We start from the raw sequence: 20,046 nt of genomic DNA, 5'->3' as shown, positions 1-20,046 counted from the left end.
GCCTGCCCGTCAGGCGCCCGGTAAAACCCTGGATGCACCGTGATGAAAAGCGCTTCCCTCAAAAAGAGCAGCATCGGTTGGGCCTGGTTGCACCGGCTCGGCTCGCCGAAAGTTTTCTACGGCCTCAGCACGCGCCTGTTGCCGTGGCTGAGCATCGCGGCGCTGTTGCTGATCGGCATCGGAGTGGTCTGGGGACTGGCGTTCGCGCCGCCGGACTATCAGCAGGGCAACAGCTTTCGCATCATCTATATCCACGTGCCTGCGGCGATGCTGGCGCAATCCTGTTACGTGATGCTGGCGATCTGTGGCGTGATCGGGCTGGTGTGGAAGATCAAACTGGCGGACGTCGCGCTGCAGTCGGCCGCGCCTATCGGCGCATGGATGACCGCTTTGGCGCTGGCGACCGGTGCGATCTGGGGCAAACCGACCTGGGGCGCCTGGTGGGTGTGGGATGCTCGCCTGACATCCATGCTGATTCTGCTGTTTCTGTATTTCGGGCTCATTGCCTTGGGCAACGCGATCAATAACCGTGACAGCGCGGCCAAGGCCTGTGCGGTGCTGGCGATTGTCGGGGTGGTGAACATCCCGATCATCAAATATTCGGTCGAATGGTGGAACACGCTGCATCAGGGCGCGACGTTCAGCTTCACTGAAAAGCCGGCCATGCCCGCCGAAATGTGGCTGCCGCTGCTGCTCACCGTCTTGGGTTTCTATTGCTTCTTTGGTGCGGTACTGCTCATGCGCATGCGCCTTGAAGTGTTGAAGCGCGAGTCGCGAACTCAGTGGGTGCAGGCCGAAGTCCTGCGTAGCCTGGGTCCGTCGGAGCGCCTTTCATGAGTTTTGATTCGTTCGGCGATTTCCTGGCGATGGGCCGCCATGGACTGTTCGTCTGGTCGGCGTATGGCCTCTGTGTGCTGGTGCTGCTCGTCAACGTCGCGCTGCCGGTGGCGGCGCGTCGTCGCTATCTGCAACAGGAGGCGCGTCGTATGCGTCGGGAGAAACGCACGTGAATCCGCTGCGCAGAAAGCGTCTGTTGATCATCCTGGCCATCGTGGCGGGGATAGGCCTGGCCCTGACGCTGGCCCTCAGCGCGCTGCAGGAAAACATCAATTTGTTCTACACCCCGAGCCAGATTGCCAACGGCGAAGCGCCTGTCGATACCCGCATTCGGGCGGGTGGCATGGTCGAGAAGGGCTCGTTGCAACGCTCGGCGGACTCGCTCGACGTACGCTTCGTCGTCACCGACTTCAACAAGTCGGTGACCATCACCTACCGGGGCATCCTGCCGGACCTGTTCCGTGAAGGGCAGGGCATCGTCGCGCTGGGCAGGCTGAACGCACGAGGCGAGGTGGTGGCCGATGAAGTGCTGGCCAAGCACGACGAGAAGTACATGCCGCCGGAAGTGACCAAAGCGTTGCGCGACAGCGGCCAGGCCGCACCGGCTGCGTCTTCCACCTCATCGAAGCAGGTTGACTGATGATTCCCGAACTCGGCCATCTGGCCATGATTCTGGCGCTGTGCTTTGCCCTTGTGCAGAGCAGCGTGCCGCTGATCGGTGCCTGGCGCGGTGATCCACTGTGGATGAGTCTGGCGCGTCCTGCGGCGTGGGGCCAGTTCAGCTTTCTGATCTTTGCCTTCGGTTGTCTGACTTACGCCTTCATGATCGACGACTTCTCGGTCGCTTACGTTGCACAGAACTCCAACACGGCGCTGCCCTGGTTCTACAAATTCAGTGCCGTGTGGGGCGCGCATGAAGGCTCGCTGCTGCTCTGGGCGCTGATCCTGGGCGGCTGGACCTTTGCCGTATCGGTATTTTCCCGACAATTGCCACAAGTGATGCTGGCGCGAGTGCTGGCAGTGATGGGCATGATCAGCCTCGGCTTTCTGTCGTTCCTGATCCTCACCTCCAACCCGTTTGCGCGAATCCTGCCGCAGATGCCTGTCAACGGTCGCGATCTCAACCCGTTGTTGCAGGACATCGGCCTGATCGTGCACCCGCCGATGCTCTACATGGGCTACGTCGGTTTTTCCGTGGCCTTCGCCTTTGCCATCGCCGCCTTGCTCGGCGGGCGACTGGATGCCGCCTGGGCGCGCTGGTCGCGACCCTGGACGCTGGTGGCCTGGGCGTTTCTCGGCGTCGGCATCACCCTGGGTTCGTGGTGGGCCTACTACGAGCTGGGCTGGGGCGGCTGGTGGTTCTGGGACCCGGTGGAAAACGCCTCGTTCATGCCCTGGCTGGTGGGCACTGCCTTGATCCACTCGCTGGCGGTCACGGAAAAGCGCGGCGTGTTCAAGAGCTGGACCGTGCTGCTGGCCATCGCGGCGTTTTCCCTGAGCCTGTTGGGGACCTTTCTGGTGCGCTCCGGGGTGTTGACCTCGGTGCATGCGTTTGCCTCCGATCCGGCACGTGGCGTGTTCATCCTGATCTTCCTGTTGATGGTTGTCGGCGGCTCGCTGACCTTGTTCGCCATCCGCGCACCCGTGGTGAAAAGTCAGGTCGGCTTTGGTCTGTGGTCGCGGGAGACGCTGCTGCTGGGCAACAATCTGGTGCTGGTGGTCGCGGCGTCGATGATTCTGCTCGGCACGCTGTACCCGCTGGTGGTCGATGCCATGAGCGGCGCGAAGATGTCGGTAGGGCCGCCGTATTTCAATGCGCTGTTCGTGCCGTTGATGGCCCTGCTGATGGTGGTGATGGCGGTGGGGGTGCTGGTGCGCTGGAAAGATACGCCGGTCAAATGGCTGCTGGGCATGCTGACCCCGGTATTGATCGGCAGCGCGGTACTGGCGGTGATCGCCGGGCTGGCGCTGGGTGATTTCCAGTGGGCGGTGCTGGCCACCTTCATGCTGGCGGCCTGGGTGCTGCTGGCCGGGGTGCGAGATCTGCTGGACAAGACGCGTCACAAGGGCCTGATCAATGGCGCACGCGGCCTGCATCGCAGTTACTGGGGCATGCAACTGGCGCACCTCGGCATTGCCGTGTGCGCGCTGGGTGTGGTGCTGTCGAGCCAGAACAGTGCCGAGCGCGACCTGCGCCTTGCACCCGGCCAGTCCGTCGAGTTGGGTGGCTACGTATTCGTGTTCGAAGGCGCAAAGCACCATGAGGGGCCGAATTTCACCTCGGATCGCGGCACGATCCGGGTTTTGCGGGATGGCGAACAGGTCACGGAGTTGCACCCGGAGAAACGCCTGTACACCGTGCAGCAATCGGTGATGACTGAGGCGGGTATCGATGCCGGTTTCAGCCGTGACCTTTACGTTGCGCTGGGCGAGCCGCTGGCCGATGGCGCGTGGGCGGTGCGGGTGCATGTGAAACCCTTCGTGCGCTGGATCTGGTTCGGCGGCCTGTTGACCGGATTGGGCGGCGTGCTGGCGGCCACTGATCGGCGTTATCGCGTCAAAGTCAAAGGCCGGGTGCGTGACGCGCTGGGCCTGTCGGAGGCCGCCGCATGAGGCGCTGGATCATGGTGTTGCCGCTGGTGGTCTTTCTCGGCGTGGCAGCCGTTCTGTTTCGAGGCTTGTACCTGGACCCTGCCGAGTTGCCATCGGCGCTGATCGACAAGCCGTTCCCCGACTTCACCCTGCGTGAAGTACAAAGCGAACGCACGTTGACCCGCGCCGACCTGCTGGGCAAACCCGCGCTGGTCAACGTCTGGGCGACCTGGTGCATCGCCTGTCGCGTGGAGCATCCGGTGCTCAATCGGCTGGCGCAGCAGGGCGTGCTGATCTACGGCGTCAACTACAAGGACACCAACGCCGACGCGCTGAAATGGCTGAAGGATTTTCATGATCCTTATCGCCTCAATATCCGCGACGACGAAGGCTCGCTGGGCTTGAACCTTGGCGTGTACGGCGCGCCGGAAACCTTTCTGATCGATGCCAAGGGTGTCATTCGTCACAAGTACGTCGGCGTAATCGATGACACGGTCTGGCGCGAGCAACTGGCCGGGCTGTATCAGGCGCTGGTGGACGAGGCCAGACCATGAACCGCTCATTAAGCGCTGTGCTGTTGGTGCTTGGCCTTGCGATCAGTGGTCTCGCTCACGCTGCCATTGACGCCTATACCTTTCGCGACGAAGCCGAGCGCGCCCGCTATGCCGAACTGACCCGCGAGTTGCGTTGCCCCAAGTGCCAGAATCAGGACATCGCCGATTCCAACGCGCCGATCGCCGCAGACCTGCGCAAGGAAATCTACCGCATGCTGGGGGAGGGCCGGAGCAATCAGCAGATCATCGATTTCATGGTGGATCGCTATGGCGACTTCGTGCGCTATAAACCGGCGCTGACCGCCAGAACTTGGTTGTTGTGGTTCGGTCCGGCAGGCTTGCTGCTTGGAGGGCTGGTGGTGATGGCGGTGATCGTCAGACGACGTCGCAACCTGACTGCCGGGCAGGTCGATACGCTGTCCGATGAGGAGCGGCAACGCCTCGCCCATTTGCTGGATGAACACCGAAAATGATCGATTTCTGGATGGCGACCGGACTCTTGCTACTGGTGGCGCTGGGCTTCCTGCTGATCCCGGTGTTGCGCGGTCAGCGTGCGCAGCGCGAGGAAGACCGCACGGCGCTGAACGTTGCCCTGTATCAGGAACGGCTCAGCGAGCTGCAAGGCCAGCAGGAAGAAGGCGTTCTTTCAGCGATGCAGATCCAGAGCGCCCGTGACGAAGCGGCGCGGGAGTTGCTGGCTGACACCGAGGGGGCTGAAAAGGCCCGAATCGCGCGGCTTGGCAAACCCTGGCTGTTGCTGGCGGCAGTGCTGGTTCCGGTGTTGGGCATGGGGGCTTATCTGCAGCTTGGCGCCAGCGACAAGGTCGAACTGAGTCGCGAATTCTCTCAACCGCCCACCTCGCTCGCCGACATGACCCAGCGTCTGGAGCGAACCGTACAGGCTCAGCCCGATTCGTCCGAAAGCCTGTATTTTCTGGCGCGCAGCTATATGGCGCAGAATCGTCCGGGCGATGCGGCGCAGATGTTCGAGCGTGCTGCTGGCCTCGCCGGGCGTCCACCGGAACTGCTCGGACAATGGGCGCAGGCGTTGTACTTCGCCAGCGACAAGCATTTCACGCCGCAGGTGCAGGCCCTGACCGACGAAGCGCTGAAGGCCGATCCCAAAGAAGTCACCAGCCTGGGCTTGCTGGGCATCGCGGCATTTGAAACCGAGCGCTATCAGGCGGCAGTCGATTACTGGACCCGGCTTCTTAACGTACTGCCTGCGCAGGACCCGTCGCGCTCGGCACTGGAAGGCGGCATCGCCCGTGCCAGGGAAAACCTGAAAACCGGCGCGAAACCGGCGCTGGCTGCAAGCAGGGCTGCTTCTATAAAAGTACGGGTCGATCTGGCGCCTGCCTTGAAAGACAAGGTCCAGCCACGTGACAGCGTGTTCATTTTCGCCCGTGCTGTCGATGGCCCGCCCGCGCCGCTGGCGGTCAAGCGCATCACGGTTGCCGAGCTGCCCGCCGAGGTCGAACTCAGCGATGCCGACGCAATGATGCCGCAGCTGAAACTGTCGAACTTTCCGCAAGTCCAACTGGTAGCTCGCGTGTCCCGCGCAGGGCAACCGACCACCGGTGAGTGGGTCGGCCGCAGCCAGCCCTTGGCCAGCGACAGCGGGACGCAGCAGGCGTTGATCATCGACAGCCCTGATAAATAGACAGCCAGAGAAGAAGAGAGCCCGCTTATGTACCGCACTGCACGTATCACGTTGTTGGGTCTGGCCCTGGGCTTGAGCGCCTGTGCGGTTCAGCCACCGGCGCCGACGAGTCAGGAACCGATTCAGTCATTGCCCGGTGGCCAGCAGCCCGGCGCTCCGCGTCCCGCGCCGACACCGAACAAGCCACCCGTCAAGGCGCCGTCCAGCGGTCCGAAAACCTCGGCCAGCTTCGCGCCACCACCGGGCGGCAACAGCCATTGGGATGCGCGCATGGGCGTGTATGTGATGGATGACCAGAGCAACACGTTCTATCGCCAGCGTACCTATTACCAGTGGAACAACGGCTGGAGCTGGGCGACCAGCCCGAACGGACCGTGGCAGCCGACCGATGCCAGCGGCGTGCCGGCAGGGCTGGGGCGTCAGTTCAGCAACTGAGTTCCGCAAATGAAAACGGCGACCCTGAGGGTCGCCGTTTTGTTTCGCATGGGACGGGTTATTTGCCCGAATAGATCTGGTCGAACACGCCGCCGTCGATGAAGTGGGTCTTCTGCACGGTGCGCCAGTCACCGAAGGTTTTCTCCACCGACAGGAAATCGACCTTCGGGAAGCGGTCCTTGTACTTGGCCAGAATCGCCGGGTCACGCGGACGCAGGTAGTTGTTGGCGGCGATTTCCTGGCCTTCTGGCGACCAGAGGTACTTCAGGTATTCTTCGGCCAGAACGCGCGACTTCTTGCGGTCCACGACCTTGTCCACCACGCTCACCGGCGGCTCGGCTTCTGCCGATACGGACGGGTAGACCACTTCGAATTGATCACGGCCGAACTCGCGGGCGATCATCTCGGCCTCGTTTTCAAAGGTCACCAGTACATCGCCGATCTGATTGGTCATGAAGGTCGTCGTTGCGCCACGGCCACCGGTGTCGAGTACCGGCACATGCTTGAACAGCTTGCCGACAAAGTCTTTTGCAGCTGCTTCATCGCCACCGTTTTTCAGGGTGTAACCCCACGCCGACAGGTAGGTGTAACGGCCGTTACCCGAGGTCTTGGGGTTGGGCACGATGACTTCCACGCCGTCCTTGATCAGGTCCGGCCAGTCTTTCAGCGCTTTCGGGTTGCCCTTGCGCACGATGAACACCGTGGCGGAAGTGAAGGGTGCGCTGTTGTTCGGCAGACGGCTGACCCAGTCCTTGGGCACCAGCTCACCGTTGTCAGCCAGGGCATTGATGTCGGTGGCCATGTTCATGGTAATCACGTCAGCCGGCAGGCCGTCGATGACCGAACGCGCCTGCTTGCTCGATCCGCCGAAGGACATCTGCACCGTCACGTCTTCGTTTTTCTCGGCTTTCCAGTGCTTCTGGAAGGCGCTGTTGTAGTCCTTGTAGAAGTCGCGCATCACGTCATAGGAGACGTTGAGCAGCGTCGGTGCAGCCTGGGCGGCGCTGGAAAGGGCCAGGCCTGCAGCCAGTAGCGAAGCGGCGAAAAGTCTGTTCACTGCAAATTCCTTTGAGGGTGGATCATTGTTGTCTGATGGCTTAATGCCGCGACACTAGCAGTCGCGCATCGCTGAGCCTAAATACCAAAAACGTCTGTGCTTATGCCTGATTTACTTCCCTGGGGAACAGCTGATTGCCGCACCGTGAGCAGAACGCGGCGCCATGCTCGTGGAATTTCTTCGCGCACACCGGGCAGTCATGCTTGAGTTGCTCGCCGCGCATGGCATTGGCCAGCTCGGCCGTGAATATACCGGTGGGCACAGCGATGATCGAGTAACCGGTGATCATCACCAGCGAAGAGAGCATCTGACCGACCGGCGTCTTGGGCACGATATCGCCGAAGCCTACGGTCGTCAGGGTGACGATAGCCCAGTAGATGCCCTTGGGAATGCTGGTAAAGCCGTGTTCCGGGCCTTCGATCACATACATCAGGGTGCCGAATACTGTGACCAGCGTCGAAACCGTCACCAGAAACACGATGATCTTCTGTTTGCTGCCGCGCAACGCCGCCAGCAGGTAGTTGGCCTGACGCAGGTACGTACCGAGCTTCAAGACCCTGAAGATTCGCAGCATGCGCACGATCCGCACGATCAGCAGGTACTGCGCATCGCTGTAATAGATCGCCAGCACGCCCGGCACGATGGCCAGCAGGTCCACCAGCCCGTAGAAGCTGAACGCGTACTTGAGCGGTCGCGGCGAGCAGTACAGCCGCAGAATGTACTCAATGGCAAAAATCGCGGTGAAGCCCCATTCCACCCAGGCAAACACCTGCGAGTAATCGCGGTGAATGCTCTCGATGCTGTCAATGATCGTGACCAGCAGACTGAGCAGGATGAGGACCAGCAAGACCTTGTCGAAGCGCCGCCCGGCAGGCGTGTCAGCCTCGAAAATAACGATATGCAGCCGCTCGCGGCGGCTGAGAGAGGCGTCCATGGTGCATTCCGAGTCTGAAGATCGGGTGAGCCTAGGAGCATTGGGGGTTGGAGTGCAAGCTGTGGTGTCAGATGACTGATTTGCGTCGCACTCTGGAGCTTCCTGAGAGGCGTTACCACGCTGGAGTATGGGAACGATCGGTGGTCTCAAGCACACTGATCGTGTTCATCGCTCCTCGCTCATCGTTATACACAAGTCATCTGGCTATCCAGAGAGACAGCGGCACTGGNCGGAACCGGAGCAGCGGGCTTTGCCTACTTTGGCCCCTCAAAGTAGGTCGCCGAGGGGCGAAAAGGTGACTTAAGCCATGCGCTCGGCTCACTGAGTCCGCAATCTGCGTCACATTCTCACAGGTTATTTGCCTGCCACTTGATCCTTCTCCCAACCCCCACCCAGCGCCAGGAACAGGTTGATCTGGCCCATGGCGACCTGGGTGTTGGCTTCGGCCAGTTGGGCACGGACATCGGTGTAGGTGCGGGTGGCCTGCAGGTCGGCCAGGAATGATGCGCGGCCGGCCTGGTAGAAACGGTGGGTCTGGTCGGCGGCCTCCTTGGCCGATTGCTCGGCGTCTTTCAGGGCGTCGCGGCGGTCGAGCAGGGCGGTGTACTGGGCCAGGCCGGTCTGGGTTTCGCGGATGGCGTTGAGCACCACGCCGTCAAAGCGGGCCAATGACGCTTGTGCCGAGGCTTCAGCCTGATGGATGCGGGCGCGTGAGCCGTTGGACGGGATGGTCCAGCTCAGCAGCGGCCCGAAGCCCCAGCGATTGGCCGCCGGTTTGCCCAGGTTCTCGATCATGCCCACGGTGCCGATATTCGCGCCGATGCTGATGTCCGGGTACAGCTCGCCCGTCGCAACGCCGATCTGTGCGGTGGACATCGCCAGATGCCGTTCCGCCTGACGAATATCCGGGCGGCGCTTGAGCAGCGCGGCGCCATCGCCTACCGGCATGACCTGTGCGATGTGCGGCAACTCATTGCAGGTGCTGACGCCCGCAGGCAACTGCTCGACAGGCCGGGCCAGCAGCATCGACAGACGGAACAGCGCCGCCTGACGCTGCGCTTCGTAGCGCGGCAGTTCGGCGCGCAGGGACTTGAACTGGGTCTGGGAGCGGGTGACCTGGGTTTCATCGCCACGCCCGGCATCGCGCAGGCGCTGGTTCAGCTTCACGCTCTGCTGTTGCAGGTCCAGCGACTCGCGGGCGATGTCGTGCTCTTCATTGGCGGCGCACACCTGCGTATAGGCGCGCACCACGTCGGCGACCACGGTGATGCGGGCGGTATCTGCCGCCGCCTGAGTGGCATCGATGTTGGCCTGCGCGGCTTCGATGCCACGCTGCAGGGTGCCGAACAGGTCGAACTGATAGGACGTGGTCAGGCCGATATCGCCGACATTGGCCACCGGCACTTTGTCGGGCAGCAGAAAGGCTTCTCCCGACTCCTGCAAACGCTGTGCGCCGATCTTGGCGCTGTTGGTAAAGCCCCCTGCGGCGTCAGCTTCGGCACCCTGATAGCGCGAGCGTTGCAGGTTGGCGGCGGCAATGCGCAGGTCGGTGTTCGACGCCATGGCCTGACGCACCAGCTCATCCAGTTTCGGGTCCTGATACAGCCGCCACCAGTGCGCAGGCACCGGTGCCGACACGCTGTTCACCGACTGGCCTGCCAGTTGGCCCTGCAAGTCCGGGCGGTTGATCGCGCTGTCTTTCGGCAACTCATAGTCTGGCCCGACCATCTGGCAGGCCGACAGCAGGGCGCTGAAACCCAGCACCATCAGGCGAGGAGCCCGTTTCATCGTGTGGCCTCCGGAGTGTCTTCGATGATCGACACGGTCGCCGTCCGCCCGGCGATCATGCGGAAATCCCTGGGCACATCGTCAAAGGCAATCCGCACCGGAATGCGCTGGGCCAGTCGCACCCAACTGAACGCCGGGTTGACGTTGGGCAGCAGGTTCGAGCCGCTGGTGCGGTCGCGGTCTTCGATGCCCGCGACGATGCTGACCACGTGCCCGGTCAGCCGCGCGTTGTCGCCGATGACCCGAATATCCACGCCCTGGCCGACATGAATGCCGTCCAGTTTGGTTTCTTCGAAATAGCCGTCGATGTGGAACGACGCAGCATCGACCACCGACAGCACCGGGCGTCCGGCGCTGACGAACTCGTGTTCGCGAGGTGCGCGGTCGTTGAGGTAGCCGTCCACCGGGCTCTTGATCACCGAGCGATCCAGGTTCAGTTGCGCGGCGTCGACCGCCACGCGTGCTTCGCCCAGTGCTGACAATGCGCGTGCTTCGCGGGACTGGCTTTCTTCCAGTTGCTCGCGTGCCACCAGATTGCCGAGACCACGGTTGCGTTTGTTCTCGCGGCGCGCCTGTTCCCAGGTTTCCTGACGTTCGGCGACAGTGGCCTGGGCCTGACGCAAGGCCAGGCGGAAGCGGTCCTGGTCGATGGTGAACAGCACCTGGCCTTTGTGCACCGGCTGGTTGTCGGTGACCTCGACCTTCTGGATCAGCCCGGACACGTCCGGAGCGATTTGCACGATGTCAGCGCGAATGTGACCGTCGCGGGTCCAGGGTGCGTACATGTAGTACATCACCATGCGCCAGACGACGACGGCAGCCAGAATCACCACCAGCAGGGTCAGGACCACGCGGCCCAGAGTCAGTATCGGTTTTTTCATGTCATCAGGTATCGACTGAGAGTATCCACGGCGCCGAGCAACAAAGCGTATAGACCTACGTTGAACAAAGCCCGGTGCCAGACCAGACGGTAGAAGTGGGCGCGCGACAGTACGGCATGCACGCCGAGAAACAGCAGATAGGCGATGCCCATCATGGCCAGAAAAGTGGGGATGAAGATCCCGCTGATGTCCAGATCGCCGATCATAAAGGCGCTCCATCGATGTTATGCGGCAGTTGTTCGGTCAGCTCGTCGGCCACGGTGACGATCTCCACGCCCGGCAGCAGGGCCAGACGCAGACCGCTGAGCGCGTGCAGCAGGTGGACGCGGGCCGGGTTGTCGCCCATGTCCTGATCGGTCAGCGAACGGCGTGCGCGGTCCATGAGTATCAACAGGCCCCGTGGTGCAGGCAGACGCTCACCGGCCTTGGTGCAGTGTCGGAAATAGCCGCTGACTTCGTCGATGACCTGGCGCAGCAGCACCTGAGCCTGCGGTGTCGCGCGGCGGGTGTAGGCGAGCAGGTCGAGCATGTTCAGCGCGACGCGCAGTTCACGCAGGGCGATGCCGGTGTCCTGCGCGGTCAGGGTCAGGCGCGGCAGTTGCTGCATCAGACGATCAAGCATTTGCACGCCCATGCGCCGGTGTTCGGCCAGGGTCGAGTCTTCGCTGAGGCTGGCGATGTCGCGCCAGCTGAAGCGGGTCAGGCGCTTGACTGCGAGGTCCACACCGAACGGACGGAACACCAGGGTCCAGATAAACGCAAACAGCAGACCCGCCGGTCCGGCCAGATTGGAGTTGAGGAAGTTCAGGAAGTCCGCATCGTAGGCGCTCTGGATGCTGATGAATGACGAGGTGTTGACGATGGTCAGCAGCGTGCCCAGAAAGAAGCGTGGCTGTACGGTCAGCGTGCCGACGCAGATGAAGGGCACCGAAAACGCCAGCACCAGCATCGGAAAGTCATGCAGGTTGGGCAGCACCACGAACAGGTACAGGCTGGCGAACACTACCGACAGCATGGTCCAGAAAAAGAAACGATAGATCTGCGGCGCAGGGTCGTCCATGGCGGCAAAGAAGCTGCACGACACGGCGGCCAGCGCCACGGCACTCGCGCCATCCTTCCAGCCCAGCAGAATCCACAGCACCGACGCGACGATGATCGCCAGCACGGTCGAGGCCACTGAATAGAGCATCAGGCCACGATCCAGAAAGGGTGTCAGCCGACCCAGACGCCAGTGGCGATAAACCGCACGCCATTGCGACTGATCGTCGGTCTTGATCGCGTATTGCAAGGTGCGGCAGTCCTGCCACAGGTCAATCCATTCGCCCAGCCGGAACAGCACATTGGACAGCAGCAGTTGATCACGGTCGTCCAGTTGCGCTGAGTCCGGTTGCAGTCGCTCCATGGATCGATGCAACTGCTGCCATTGTTCCTGTTGCGGACCGTTGGCGGTGTTTTCCAGCCAGTTGCGGGTTTCCAGCAGCAGCGGCGACAGGCTGGCGAGCAGTTCCGGCGTGCGCCGTTCCAGCGCCCACAGCGCATCGTCGAGGGCGTCGATGACCGGCAGCAAGTGAATCATGCGGCCGCGCAATTCGTGGGCATTGCGCACGGTCTGTTTGCGAGCACCTTCGTGGCTCAACTGGCCGATCATCATTTCCAGCGAGTTGAAGCTGCCGACCATCGAATTGCGCAGGGTGCCGATCTCTTCAGGCTCGCAGGTGCGGCTCAGGAAACGTTCGCTATAGCTCGCAGCATCGCTGAACCACTTTTCCGTGGTCGCCTGAAACACCGGTGCCAGGCGTCTGGGCCAGAACATGGCACCAACCACGGCGGCGCAGATGATGCCCAGAAAGATCTCTTCGGTACGCGACACCGCGATCTCGAACACCGCTTGCGGGTTGTCCACCACGGGTAACGAGATCAACGGCATGGTGTAGCCCGCCAGCATCAGCGCGTAACTGTTGGCGGTGCGCAGGTGCAGCGACAGAAACAGCAGCGTGCCGGTCCATAGCCCGACCACCACCGCGAGCAGAAAAGGCGTCTGCACGAACATCGGCACCAGCAGCACCGACGCCGCAGCACCTGCCAGCGTACCGGCAGCGCGGTACAGCGCCTTGGAGCTGGTCGGACCCACGAACGGGCTGGACACGATGTAGACGGTGGCCATGGCCCAGTAGGGGCGTGGCATTTCCATCAGGAACGCAATGTAGAGCGCCAGCATCGAGGCGCCGAAGGTGCGCACGCCATAAAACCAGTCGCGTGCCGGCGGCACACTGGAGAAAAAGCCCTTCATGACTGTGCCCCGTGATCAGCGCCTGCCGCCTCGGAAAACGCTTGGAACACACGCAACGCAGCGTCAAGGTCTTCAGGGTCGAGATTCTTCAGTACGTCGGCACGCAAACGCGTCAGCTCGGTTTCAATCGAACCAGCCAGTTCGCGGCCCTTGTCGGTGAGGCTCAAGGCCTTGGCGCGACGGTCGTTGGGGTCTTCAGTGCGGCAGACGATACCGGCCTTGCACAACTGATCCAGCAGGCGGACCAGGGTCGGGCTCTCCATTCCGGCGGCGTGCGCCACTTTGACCTGATGCACGCCGTCTCCCAGCCGCGCAATGGCCAGCAACGGCCCCGCGCAGGCTTCGGAAATACCGTAGGTGACCAGCGTGGTCTGGCAGTTGCGTCGCCAGTGGCGTGATGCCGCAACCAGACCGCTGCTGATCGCCCTGTGAAGCGCATCGACAGACATGGAAAACAACCTGAAATTTAGTTAGGAGCGATATTGTTAGCAAGGATATTAGTAGCTTGCTAACTAATATCCCGTAACAACTTGTTTCAGTCAACCTCGGATCGCTCAACGGTGTTTTTCAGATAACGGAGGAATCGGGGATGTGATGTCGACCGTAATACCTCGATAAACGGTCGTGCGTAGTAAGCCAAAACCAGGAAAAGTTCCTTGCCATCGAAAATAATCGATACCGTTCGTCGGTAAATGGCGCTTCAAATCATCAATTTTCGGGGTCTTCTTTCAAAAAAATGACGCCATGCCGAAATGACAAGGTCCGCTCAGACCGATGCGTTCAGGTCAAAGCTGGCAAATGGCTTTCTTTCAGAAATTGACATCAAAATAGTGGCTTTGACCCCTGAATGACGTTTTGTTGGCGCCAATGCTTTGTCGAGCCTGTTTAAAAAATAAACGATTCAGCCGATAGTCTGGATGAACCGAACGGGCCAGGGCGCCCGTTCCAGAGCCCTTCTGCTGATGCGCGACGCGCACCTTGCGAGCAACGCCATGATCGATCTTGCCACTTGGAATCTGTCCGTCCCTGTCGGGACGCCTGCGACCATCATCGAAACCCCGAAATTGATGAAGGGCTATCAGGACGGTTATTTTCGCTCCGGCGATACGCTGTTCTTCTGGGCGCCCGTGACCGGTTCCACCACCGAGAACGCCAAGTACCCCCGTTCTGAGCTGCGTGAAACGACGGCCGACGGCAGGGCGTTCAACTGGAACTACTCAAGCGCCGACAATTTCCTGCGTGCCACACTGGAAGTGGACCAGGTGCCGTCCAGCGGCAAGATCGTGATCGGTCAGATTCACTGCTACCAGAGCACCGAGCCATTGCTGAAGGTGGAGTATCAGTACAAGGAAAAATTGCAGACCGGCAACATCGTCGCCAAGTTTCGACGGACCCCGGATTCGGAAATCGAGGTCATCACTATTGCCCAGGGCGTGCCACTCAATCAGCGTTTCAATTATGCGATCAACCTGTCGCCTTCAGGTGATCTGACGGTCAACGCCTATGATGCCGTCTGGGTGGCCAAGCTCGATTCAGCGTGGAGCACCAAGCTGTTCTACTTCAAGGCCGGGGTCTACACCCAGGACAATACCGGCTACACCACCGAAGGGGGTTCGGCGACGTTCTACAAGCTGGCCATCGCTCACGAGAAGAAATGATCCAGCCTGCGGGTCCAGTCACGTTGCCGGGAATATCAGGCTGAAACAGATACGCCCGGCGGCGGGTTGCGCGACCTCGACCCGCCCGCCGTGCAGGTGCATGATTGCGGCCACAATGGCCAGCCCCAGGCCGTTGGAGTCCGAGCGTTGATGGCGTGAGGCATCGCCACGGTAGAAGCGGTCGAACAGGCGCGACAGACTGGCTTGCGGCAATTGCGGCCCCTGATTTTCCACATCGATTTTCCATTCCCCGTCCAGCGCAGCAACGCGCATCAGGACCTCGCTGTTCTCGTCGGCATAGCGGATGGCATTGGCGACCAGATTGCTCAACGCACGGCGCAGCAGAATCGGGTCGGCCTGAACGGTGCCCTGGCCGCTGGGGACCAGGGTCATGTTGCGTTCTTCGGCCAGTCCTTCGAAATAACCGGCCACTCGGTGCAGTTCTTCGTTCAGGTCCAGCGATTTGCGCTCCAGCGCAGACTGGGCTTCGTCGGCACGGGCCAGAAACAGAATGCTTTCCACCAGCCGGGAAATCCGCTCCAGTTCTTCCAGGTTCGAGGCCAGCAATGCCTGATAGTCGTCGGCGCTGCGGTTCTGGCGCAGTGCGACCTGACAATGCCCCATCAGCGAGCCCACCGGCGTGCGGATCTCGTGTGCCAGGTCGGCGGAAAACTGGGTCAGGCGACGATAGCCGTCATCCAGCCGGTCGAGCATGGCGTTGAAGGCGTCGCTCAACTGTTGCAACTCGACGGGGGTGTCCTGGCTGTCCAGTCGACTGTGCAGGCTGGCTGGCGTGATGGCGGCCGCATGGGCTGCCATACGGCGCAGTGGCCGCAGACCCCGCCGAAGCAGCAGGTAGCCGAGCAGGGCCGTGACCAGAAAGGCCAGCGCCATTGCTGCGTAGATACGCTCGCGGAAGGTCGCAAGCATGGCCATTTCCTTGACCATCAGGTGCGCGGCCTGCAAACGCACTTCGACCCCGTTGGACATCACTTGCACGGCCGCCGCACGCAGAGGCACACCCTGCAGGCTCAGGCCGCTGCGCAGGTCTTCGACGCGCAGGGCTTGATCCTGGGCAACGGTTGGCAGCTCCGGTAAAGGCGCTCGTTGCGGGTTGACCGAGATCACCGGCGTCTTGCCGGGTTCGCCAATGATGAAAATGTCTTCCTCGCTGTCGAGCATGTTCTCGAACAGTTGCGGGCTGCCCTTGAGGTTGTCCATGGTCAGGTCGTAGCGCAGCAGCTTGCGAAAATGATCCAGGCGCGCCAGCACCGCGTGGTCGGAGCGCTGCATCACGGTCTGCTCGATGGATTGATACAGATAAAGTCCGGCACCGCCGACCGTGAGCATCGCCACCAGCGCGAACGCCAGGGTCGAGCGCAGCGTCAGGGAAGGTTGGCGTCTGCGCTGCATGGCCGCACCTCGCACACGTAACCGATGCCGCGCACGGTGTGGATGAGCTTGACCGGGTAGGGCAGGTCAATCTTGCTGCGCAGGCGTTTGATGGCGACATCCACCACGTTGGTATCGCTGTCGAAATTCATGTCCCAGACTTCGGAGGCGATCTGGGTGCGCGACAGCACATCGCCTTCGCGGCGCAGGAACAGGTGCAGCAGGGCGAACTCCTTGTTGGTCAGCACGATCACCTGTTGCTGACGCGTGACCCGACGACGCAGCAGGTCCAGTTCGAGGTCGGCCAGGTGGAAATGATCGGCCTCACGCACCACGCCACGGCGCAGGATGGTGCGAATGCGCAGCAGCAGTTCGGTGAACGAGAACGGCTTGACCAGATAGTCGTCGGCACCCAGTTCCAGTCCGCGAATGCGGTCCTGCAACTGATCGCGGGCGGTCAGAAACAGCACCGGCACGTCCTGCCGGGCGCGCAGCACTTCGATGATCTGCCAGCCGTCGATGCCGGGCAGCATCACGTCGAGCACGATCAGGTCGTAGCGGTTTTCCAGCGCAAGGTGCAGGCCGTCGGCACCGTGCTGGGTCCAGTCGACCTTATAACCGGATTCGCCCAGGCCCTTCTTCAGGTACTCCCCGGTCTTGGTGTCGTCTTCGATCAGAAGGATATGCATCTCAATGTCCGCTACGCTCTGCAGGCGCCCTCAGCGCGCCGATGCCGAAGTCTAACCAGTTGCCGGGAAGGTGTCCGGCGAATGACAAAAATGTCATTGCCCGGTCATTCTGCGGTGCCGGTAGCGGTGTAAAGATGCGTCCAGACCCCTCTGCCAAGGAATTACCGATGAAGACTGCACTGTCCACTACGTTCGGCCTGTTGCTGCTCAGCGCCGCTGTCATGACTCAGGCCGCCGACATGCCGGTGGTCAAGCCGATGCGCGGCACCGTCGACAGCCTCCAGGCCGATACGCTGAATTTCACCACCCGCGCCGGTCAGCATCAGAGCATCCAGTTGACCGACAAGACCGGCATCCGCCTGGTCTCCAAGGCTGATCTGGAAAGCATCAAGGCTGACAGCTTTGTCGGCTCGGCAGCCATTCCTCAGGCTGACGGCACGCTGAAAGCACTGGAAGTGACCGTCTTCGAAGCCAGCCTCAAAGGCAGCGGCGAAGGTCACTACGGTTGGGAAAACGCCGACGGCAGCACCGGCACCATGACCAACGGCACCGTCGGCACGCTGTCCAAGGCCAATGGCCGCACGCTGACCGTTCAGTACAAGGGCGGCGAGAAGCAACTGGTGGTGCCGGAAGACGTGCCGATCGCCTACGTTGAACCGGGCCAGCGCAGCGAGCTGAAAGCCGGTGCCAAGGTTGTGCTGTTCCCGGCCGATGACGGCAAATCCGCACGCGGCGTCGCGGTGGGCAAGGACGGGTTCACGCCTCCTATGTAATCGCCTTTGACGAGCACGACGGCAGGCGACTTCGGTCGCCTGTCTGCCTTGTCGTTCTGCATCGCCTCATGTCGAGGAACACTGATATGAAAACCCGCCCGATCCATCCCTGGCCGGTGCGCCTCACGCACTGGGTCAACGCCGTGGGCATGGTCTGCATGTTCATGAGCGGCTGGGCCATCTACAACGCGGCACCGCTGATGCCGTTCACCTTTCCCAAATCCCTGACCCTCGGCGGATGGCTGGGCGGTTCCATTGCCTGGCATTTCGCGGTGATGTGGCTGTTGGTCATCAACGGTCTGATCTACGTGCTGTATGGCCTGTTCAGTCGGCACTTCAAGCGCGACCTGCTGCCGGTACGTCCCAGCGAAGTGAAGCGCGACGTAGTGGACGCCTTGCGTTTCAAGCTGGCGCACATCAAAGGTCAATACAACGCCGTGCAACGCCTGATGTACTGGCTGGTGCTGGCCATGGGTGTGCTGGTGGTGGTGTCGGGTCTGGCGCTGTGGAAACCGGTGCAGTTTCAGGAACTGGCCAATCTGCTGGGCGGTTATGACTTTGCCCGCTGGGTGCACTTCGGTGCCATGACGGCGATCGGCGCGTTTGTCGTCGTCCACCTGGCGCTGGTGTTGCTGGTGCCGCGAACCCTGTTGCCGATGATCACCGGCGGCCGCCAGCCGAACGAAGACGGAACTGCCAAACCATGAACGAGCCACGCAAACGCATGACCCAACGCATCCGGCTGGAGCCTGCGCAACAGACGCAATTGATCGACATACAGCGCCGTTCCTTTCTGCGTGCCGGTCTGACCGTGGGTGCCATGTCGATGCTGACTGGCTGCAACCTGCAGGACGGCGATCAGGTCGACAAGGCGCTGTGGGCCATGTCGCGCTGGAACGACCGGGTCCAGGCCTGGCTGTTCAACGGCCAGAAACTGGCGCCGACCTACAGCAAGGCGCAGTTGACCAATCCGTTTCCGTTCAATGCGTTTTACCCCGAATACAACGTGCCCGAGCTTGATCTGGCCGACTACCGTCTCGCGGTGTCCGGGCTGGTGCGCGACAAGCAGCCGTGGACGATCGAAGCCTTGCGCAAGTTGCCGCAACGCACGGACATCACCCGGTTGATCTGCATTGAAGGCTGGAGCGCGATAGGGCAGTGGGGCGGCGTGCCGCTGAAGACCTTTCTGGAGTACATCGGCGCAGACACCACTGCGCGGTTTGTCGGCTTCAAGTGCGCCGACCGCTACTACTCGAGCCTGGACATGCCGACTGCATTGCACCCGCAGACGTTGCTGGCGCTGGACTTTGGTGACGTGGCCCTTTCACCTGATTACGGCTACCCGTTGCGCGTGCGGGTGCCGACCAAGCTGGGCTTCAAGAACCCCAAACACATCGTCGAGATCTTCGTCAGCAACGAGAACCCCGGCGGGTATTGGGAAGATCAGGGGTACAACTGGTTCAGCGGGATCTGAGGATTAGCGCGATGTGAGCAGGTGCTGCGTTCGCGTGAAAATGTGACGCGGAGCGTCACGGGCTGCATGCCCACGCGGAGCATGGGCACGATCGGTGTCGAGGCAGACGCTGATGATCGTTCCCACGCTCTGCGTGGGAATGCCTCTCAGGACGCTCCGCGTCCGCAGCTGAATGTCAGTTCAGCCCCAGTTTGCCGCGCAGGGTGGAAAGGTCTTCGGCCAGGGTGTTGACCGGGCCGACCAGGGCCTTGCGGTCGTTCTCCTTGACCTTGTCGTAGGTTTCAAAGCCGCCGTCCTTGGTCTTGTACTTGGCCAGGATCTTCTCCACGGTGGCGAAGTTCTTGTCGACCTTGCCGGCGAATGCCTTGTCCTGCTGTTCGATCTGCGGGCGGAACAGGTCGACGATTTTCTTCGCGCCGTCGATGTTGCCCTGGAAGTCATACAGGTCGGTGTGGCTGTAACGGTCTTCTTCGCCGGAAATCTTCGTTGCCGCCACTTCTTCCAGCAGCGCTGCTGCACCACCGACCACTTTTTCAGGCGGGAAGGTCAGGTCGGCCACGCGCTTTTCCAGGTCCTTGACGTCGCTCATCAGCTTGTCCGCGATAGGGCCCTGGTCTTTGGTGGTGTTCTGCGAGAACAGCGCGTATTCCAGACGATGGAAACCGGTGAAGTCTTCAGCCGTCACGCCTTGCTCGTGGTCGTCGACGCGTGAGTCGATGGACGCGTCCAGGTCGCTGAACAGCTCGGCAATCGGCTCGACGGATTCGTAGAACACACGCGTCGGTGCATACAGCTTCCTGGCAGTCGCCAGATCGCCTTTCTTCACCGCGTCGGTGAATTTCTGTGTGTGGCTGACCAGTTCATCGATGTTCTCGGTGACGTAGATCTTGTAATCCGAAACCGGGCCGACCAGATCCAGCGGCGCCGTGGCAGCGAAGGCGGCCAGCGGAGTCTGGAGCAGGCCAAGGGTCAGCAGCAAAGCCAGAGGCGTCTTTTTCATGGTGCTCTTCCGGGTGAGGAGGTTGAAGG

Annotated in this window: 22 protein-coding genes; 12 read left to right on the top strand and 10 right to left on the bottom strand. The window is 61.6% G+C overall.

What is annotated here, in order from left to right; genetic code table 11:
• The first annotated feature begins 42 nt into the window (after positions 1 to 42).
• Genes AO065_RS21040 through AO065_RS21005 form a run of 8 tightly spaced genes read left to right on the top strand, consistent with a single transcriptional unit; the run spans position 43 to position 6,081 of the window.
• Entirely contained in the window at positions 43 to 837 is a 795-nt protein-coding gene (locus tag AO065_RS21040) for a heme ABC transporter permease (RefSeq protein ID WP_004888142.1), read from the top strand.
• Positions 834 to 1,010, top strand: coding sequence for a heme exporter protein CcmD (gene ccmD, locus AO065_RS21035; protein WP_004888143.1), 177 nt, complete (start codon positions 834 to 836; stop codon positions 1,008 to 1,010). Before AO065_RS21040 ends, ccmD begins: the two co-directional genes overlap by 4 nt.
• Entirely contained in the window at positions 1,007 to 1,477 is a 471-nt protein-coding gene (ccmE, locus tag AO065_RS21030; protein ID WP_004888145.1) for a cytochrome c maturation protein CcmE, read from the top strand. The genes ccmD and ccmE overlap by 4 nt, the downstream gene beginning before the upstream one ends.
• Positions 1,477 to 3,450 carry a heme lyase CcmF/NrfE family subunit gene (locus tag AO065_RS21025; RefSeq protein WP_004888146.1) on the top strand — a complete coding sequence of 658 codons (1,974 nt, stop codon included), beginning with the start codon at positions 1,477 to 1,479 and terminating at the stop codon, positions 3,448 to 3,450. Before ccmE ends, AO065_RS21025 begins: the two co-directional genes overlap by 1 nt.
• Positions 3,447 to 3,983 carry a DsbE family thiol:disulfide interchange protein gene (locus tag AO065_RS21020; RefSeq protein WP_004888148.1) on the top strand — a complete coding sequence of 179 codons (537 nt, stop codon included), beginning with the start codon at positions 3,447 to 3,449 and terminating at the stop codon, positions 3,981 to 3,983. The genes AO065_RS21025 and AO065_RS21020 overlap by 4 nt, the downstream gene beginning before the upstream one ends.
• Positions 3,980 to 4,456, top strand: a complete 477-nt coding sequence (locus AO065_RS21015) for a cytochrome c-type biogenesis protein (protein WP_004888150.1) — start codon at positions 3,980 to 3,982, stop codon at positions 4,454 to 4,456. Before AO065_RS21020 ends, AO065_RS21015 begins: the two co-directional genes overlap by 4 nt.
• Entirely contained in the window at positions 4,453 to 5,646 is a 1,194-nt protein-coding gene (gene ccmI / locus AO065_RS21010) for a c-type cytochrome biogenesis protein CcmI (protein WP_004888151.1), read from the top strand. The genes AO065_RS21015 and ccmI overlap by 4 nt, the downstream gene beginning before the upstream one ends.
• A 27-nt stretch (positions 5,647 to 5,673) precedes the next feature.
• Positions 5,674 to 6,081 carry a hypothetical protein gene (locus AO065_RS21005; RefSeq protein WP_004888154.1) on the top strand — a complete coding sequence of 136 codons (408 nt, stop codon included), beginning with the start codon at positions 5,674 to 5,676 and terminating at the stop codon, positions 6,079 to 6,081.
• Between the two features lie 58 nt (positions 6,082 to 6,139).
• On the opposite strand, the gene AO065_RS21000 is transcribed toward AO065_RS21005, so the two are convergent.
• The 7 genes from AO065_RS21000 to AO065_RS20970 form a co-directional block, all read right to left on the bottom strand.
• Positions 6,140 to 7,138, bottom strand: a complete 999-nt coding sequence (locus AO065_RS21000; RefSeq protein WP_004888155.1) for a sulfate ABC transporter substrate-binding protein — start codon at positions 7,136 to 7,138, stop codon at positions 6,140 to 6,142.
• 100 nt (positions 7,139 to 7,238) lie between these two features.
• Positions 7,239 to 8,072: an ion transporter gene (locus AO065_RS20995; protein ID WP_004888158.1), complete on the bottom strand. Its 834-nt coding sequence runs from the start codon at positions 8,070 to 8,072 to the stop codon at positions 7,239 to 7,241.
• A gap of 354 nt (positions 8,073 to 8,426) precedes the next feature.
• Complete coding sequence (locus AO065_RS20990; RefSeq protein ID WP_004883851.1) at positions 8,427 to 9,860, bottom strand: efflux transporter outer membrane subunit; 1,434 nt, start codon at positions 9,858 to 9,860, stop codon at positions 8,427 to 8,429.
• Positions 9,857 to 10,741 carry an efflux RND transporter periplasmic adaptor subunit gene (locus AO065_RS20985; protein WP_004883850.1) on the bottom strand — a complete coding sequence of 295 codons (885 nt, stop codon included), beginning with the start codon at positions 10,739 to 10,741 and terminating at the stop codon, positions 9,857 to 9,859. The genes AO065_RS20990 and AO065_RS20985 overlap by 4 nt, the downstream gene beginning before the upstream one ends.
• Positions 10,738 to 10,947 (bottom strand): DUF1656 domain-containing protein, encoded by a 210-nt coding sequence (locus tag AO065_RS20980; protein ID WP_003378219.1) that lies wholly within the window; start codon positions 10,945 to 10,947, stop codon positions 10,738 to 10,740. The genes AO065_RS20985 and AO065_RS20980 overlap by 4 nt, the downstream gene beginning before the upstream one ends.
• On the bottom strand, positions 10,944 to 13,031 hold the full coding sequence (locus AO065_RS20975; RefSeq protein ID WP_004883849.1) for an FUSC family protein: 2,088 nt from the start codon (positions 13,029 to 13,031) through the stop codon (positions 10,944 to 10,946). The genes AO065_RS20980 and AO065_RS20975 overlap by 4 nt, the downstream gene beginning before the upstream one ends.
• Positions 13,028 to 13,480 (bottom strand): MarR family winged helix-turn-helix transcriptional regulator, encoded by a 453-nt coding sequence (locus AO065_RS20970; protein WP_004883848.1) that lies wholly within the window; start codon positions 13,478 to 13,480, stop codon positions 13,028 to 13,030. Before AO065_RS20970 ends, AO065_RS20975 begins: the two co-directional genes overlap by 4 nt.
• Before the next feature lie 543 nt (positions 13,481 to 14,023).
• On the opposite strand from AO065_RS20970, the gene AO065_RS20965 reads away from it, so the two are divergent.
• The gene (locus AO065_RS20965; protein WP_032651577.1) at positions 14,024 to 14,689 is read left to right on the top strand and encodes a polysaccharide lyase family 7 protein; all 666 of its coding nucleotides are present in this window, start codon (positions 14,024 to 14,026) and stop codon (positions 14,687 to 14,689) included.
• 18 nt (positions 14,690 to 14,707) lie between these two features.
• Here the strand turns inward: AO065_RS20965 and AO065_RS20960 are convergent, their stop codons facing one another.
• Positions 14,708 to 16,102 (bottom strand): heavy metal sensor histidine kinase, encoded by a 1,395-nt coding sequence (locus tag AO065_RS20960; RefSeq protein WP_004883846.1) that lies wholly within the window; start codon positions 16,100 to 16,102, stop codon positions 14,708 to 14,710.
• Complete coding sequence (locus tag AO065_RS20955) at positions 16,075 to 16,770, bottom strand: heavy metal response regulator transcription factor (RefSeq protein WP_004883845.1); 696 nt, start codon at positions 16,768 to 16,770, stop codon at positions 16,075 to 16,077. Before AO065_RS20955 ends, AO065_RS20960 begins: the two co-directional genes overlap by 28 nt.
• Before the next feature lie 167 nt (positions 16,771 to 16,937).
• Here AO065_RS20955 and AO065_RS20950 point away from each other — a divergent pair, with 167 nt between their 5' ends.
• From AO065_RS20950 to AO065_RS20940, 3 genes are all read left to right on the top strand, one after another.
• Positions 16,938 to 17,543 (top strand): hypothetical protein, encoded by a 606-nt coding sequence (locus AO065_RS20950; RefSeq protein WP_004883844.1) that lies wholly within the window; start codon positions 16,938 to 16,940, stop codon positions 17,541 to 17,543.
• Between the two features lie 86 nt (positions 17,544 to 17,629).
• Positions 17,630 to 18,250 (top strand): cytochrome b/b6 domain-containing protein, encoded by a 621-nt coding sequence (locus tag AO065_RS20945; RefSeq protein ID WP_004883843.1) that lies wholly within the window; start codon positions 17,630 to 17,632, stop codon positions 18,248 to 18,250.
• A complete protein-coding gene (locus AO065_RS20940; protein ID WP_004883842.1) occupies positions 18,247 to 19,017 on the top strand; it encodes a molybdopterin-dependent oxidoreductase in 771 nt (256 codons plus the stop codon). The genes AO065_RS20945 and AO065_RS20940 overlap by 4 nt, the downstream gene beginning before the upstream one ends.
• Positions 19,018 to 19,192: 175 nt before the next feature.
• Here the strand turns inward: AO065_RS20940 and efeO are convergent, their stop codons facing one another.
• On the bottom strand, positions 19,193 to 20,017 hold the full coding sequence (gene efeO / locus AO065_RS20935) for an iron uptake system protein EfeO (protein WP_004883841.1): 825 nt from the start codon (positions 20,015 to 20,017) through the stop codon (positions 19,193 to 19,195).
• Positions 20,018 to 20,046: the final 29 nt, after the last annotated feature.

Source organism: Pseudomonas viridiflava, assembly GCF_001642795.1.
Taxonomy (GTDB): domain Bacteria; phylum Pseudomonadota; class Gammaproteobacteria; order Pseudomonadales; family Pseudomonadaceae; genus Aquipseudomonas; species Aquipseudomonas viridiflava.
Note: the sequence above shows the minus strand (reverse complement) of the source record. Positions and strands in the feature narration are given on the sequence as shown.

Excerpts from the sequence above, each read along its gene's own strand:
- AO065_RS21025 (WP_004888146.1), top strand. The coding sequence starts at position 1,477 with ATGATTCCCGAACTCGGCCATCTGGCCATGATTCTGGCGCTGTGCTTT.
- ccmI (WP_004888151.1), top strand. The coding sequence starts at position 4,453 with ATGATCGATTTCTGGATGGCGACCGGACTCTTGCTACTGGTGGCGCTG.
- AO065_RS20970 (WP_004883848.1), bottom strand. The coding sequence starts at position 13,480 with ATGTCTGTCGATGCGCTTCACAGGGCGATCAGCAGCGGTCTGGTTGCG.
- AO065_RS21020 (WP_004888148.1), top strand. The coding sequence starts at position 3,447 with ATGAGGCGCTGGATCATGGTGTTGCCGCTGGTGGTCTTTCTCGGCGTG.
- AO065_RS20940 (WP_004883842.1), top strand. The coding sequence starts at position 18,247 with ATGAACGAGCCACGCAAACGCATGACCCAACGCATCCGGCTGGAGCCT.
- AO065_RS21015 (WP_004888150.1), top strand. The coding sequence starts at position 3,980 with ATGAACCGCTCATTAAGCGCTGTGCTGTTGGTGCTTGGCCTTGCGATC.
- AO065_RS20995 (WP_004888158.1), bottom strand. The coding sequence starts at position 8,072 with ATGGACGCCTCTCTCAGCCGCCGCGAGCGGCTGCATATCGTTATTTTC.
- AO065_RS20955 (WP_004883845.1), bottom strand. The coding sequence starts at position 16,770 with ATGCATATCCTTCTGATCGAAGACGACACCAAGACCGGGGAGTACCTG.
- AO065_RS21040 (WP_004888142.1), top strand. The coding sequence starts at position 43 with ATGAAAAGCGCTTCCCTCAAAAAGAGCAGCATCGGTTGGGCCTGGTTG.
- AO065_RS20950 (WP_004883844.1), top strand. The coding sequence starts at position 16,938 with ATGAAGACTGCACTGTCCACTACGTTCGGCCTGTTGCTGCTCAGCGCC.
- AO065_RS20980 (WP_003378219.1), bottom strand. The coding sequence starts at position 10,947 with ATGATCGGCGATCTGGACATCAGCGGGATCTTCATCCCCACTTTTCTG.
- AO065_RS20960 (WP_004883846.1), bottom strand. The coding sequence starts at position 16,102 with ATGCAGCGCAGACGCCAACCTTCCCTGACGCTGCGCTCGACCCTGGCG.
- AO065_RS20985 (WP_004883850.1), bottom strand. The coding sequence starts at position 10,741 with ATGAAAAAACCGATACTGACTCTGGGCCGCGTGGTCCTGACCCTGCTG.
- efeO (WP_004883841.1), bottom strand. The coding sequence starts at position 20,017 with ATGAAAAAGACGCCTCTGGCTTTGCTGCTGACCCTTGGCCTGCTCCAG.
- AO065_RS20945 (WP_004883843.1), top strand. The coding sequence starts at position 17,630 with ATGAAAACCCGCCCGATCCATCCCTGGCCGGTGCGCCTCACGCACTGG.
- AO065_RS20975 (WP_004883849.1), bottom strand. The coding sequence starts at position 13,031 with ATGAAGGGCTTTTTCTCCAGTGTGCCGCCGGCACGCGACTGGTTTTAT.
- AO065_RS21005 (WP_004888154.1), top strand. The coding sequence starts at position 5,674 with ATGTACCGCACTGCACGTATCACGTTGTTGGGTCTGGCCCTGGGCTTG.
- ccmD (WP_004888143.1), top strand. The coding sequence starts at position 834 with ATGAGTTTTGATTCGTTCGGCGATTTCCTGGCGATGGGCCGCCATGGA.
- AO065_RS20990 (WP_004883851.1), bottom strand. The coding sequence starts at position 9,860 with ATGAAACGGGCTCCTCGCCTGATGGTGCTGGGTTTCAGCGCCCTGCTG.
- AO065_RS20965 (WP_032651577.1), top strand. The coding sequence starts at position 14,024 with ATGATCGATCTTGCCACTTGGAATCTGTCCGTCCCTGTCGGGACGCCT.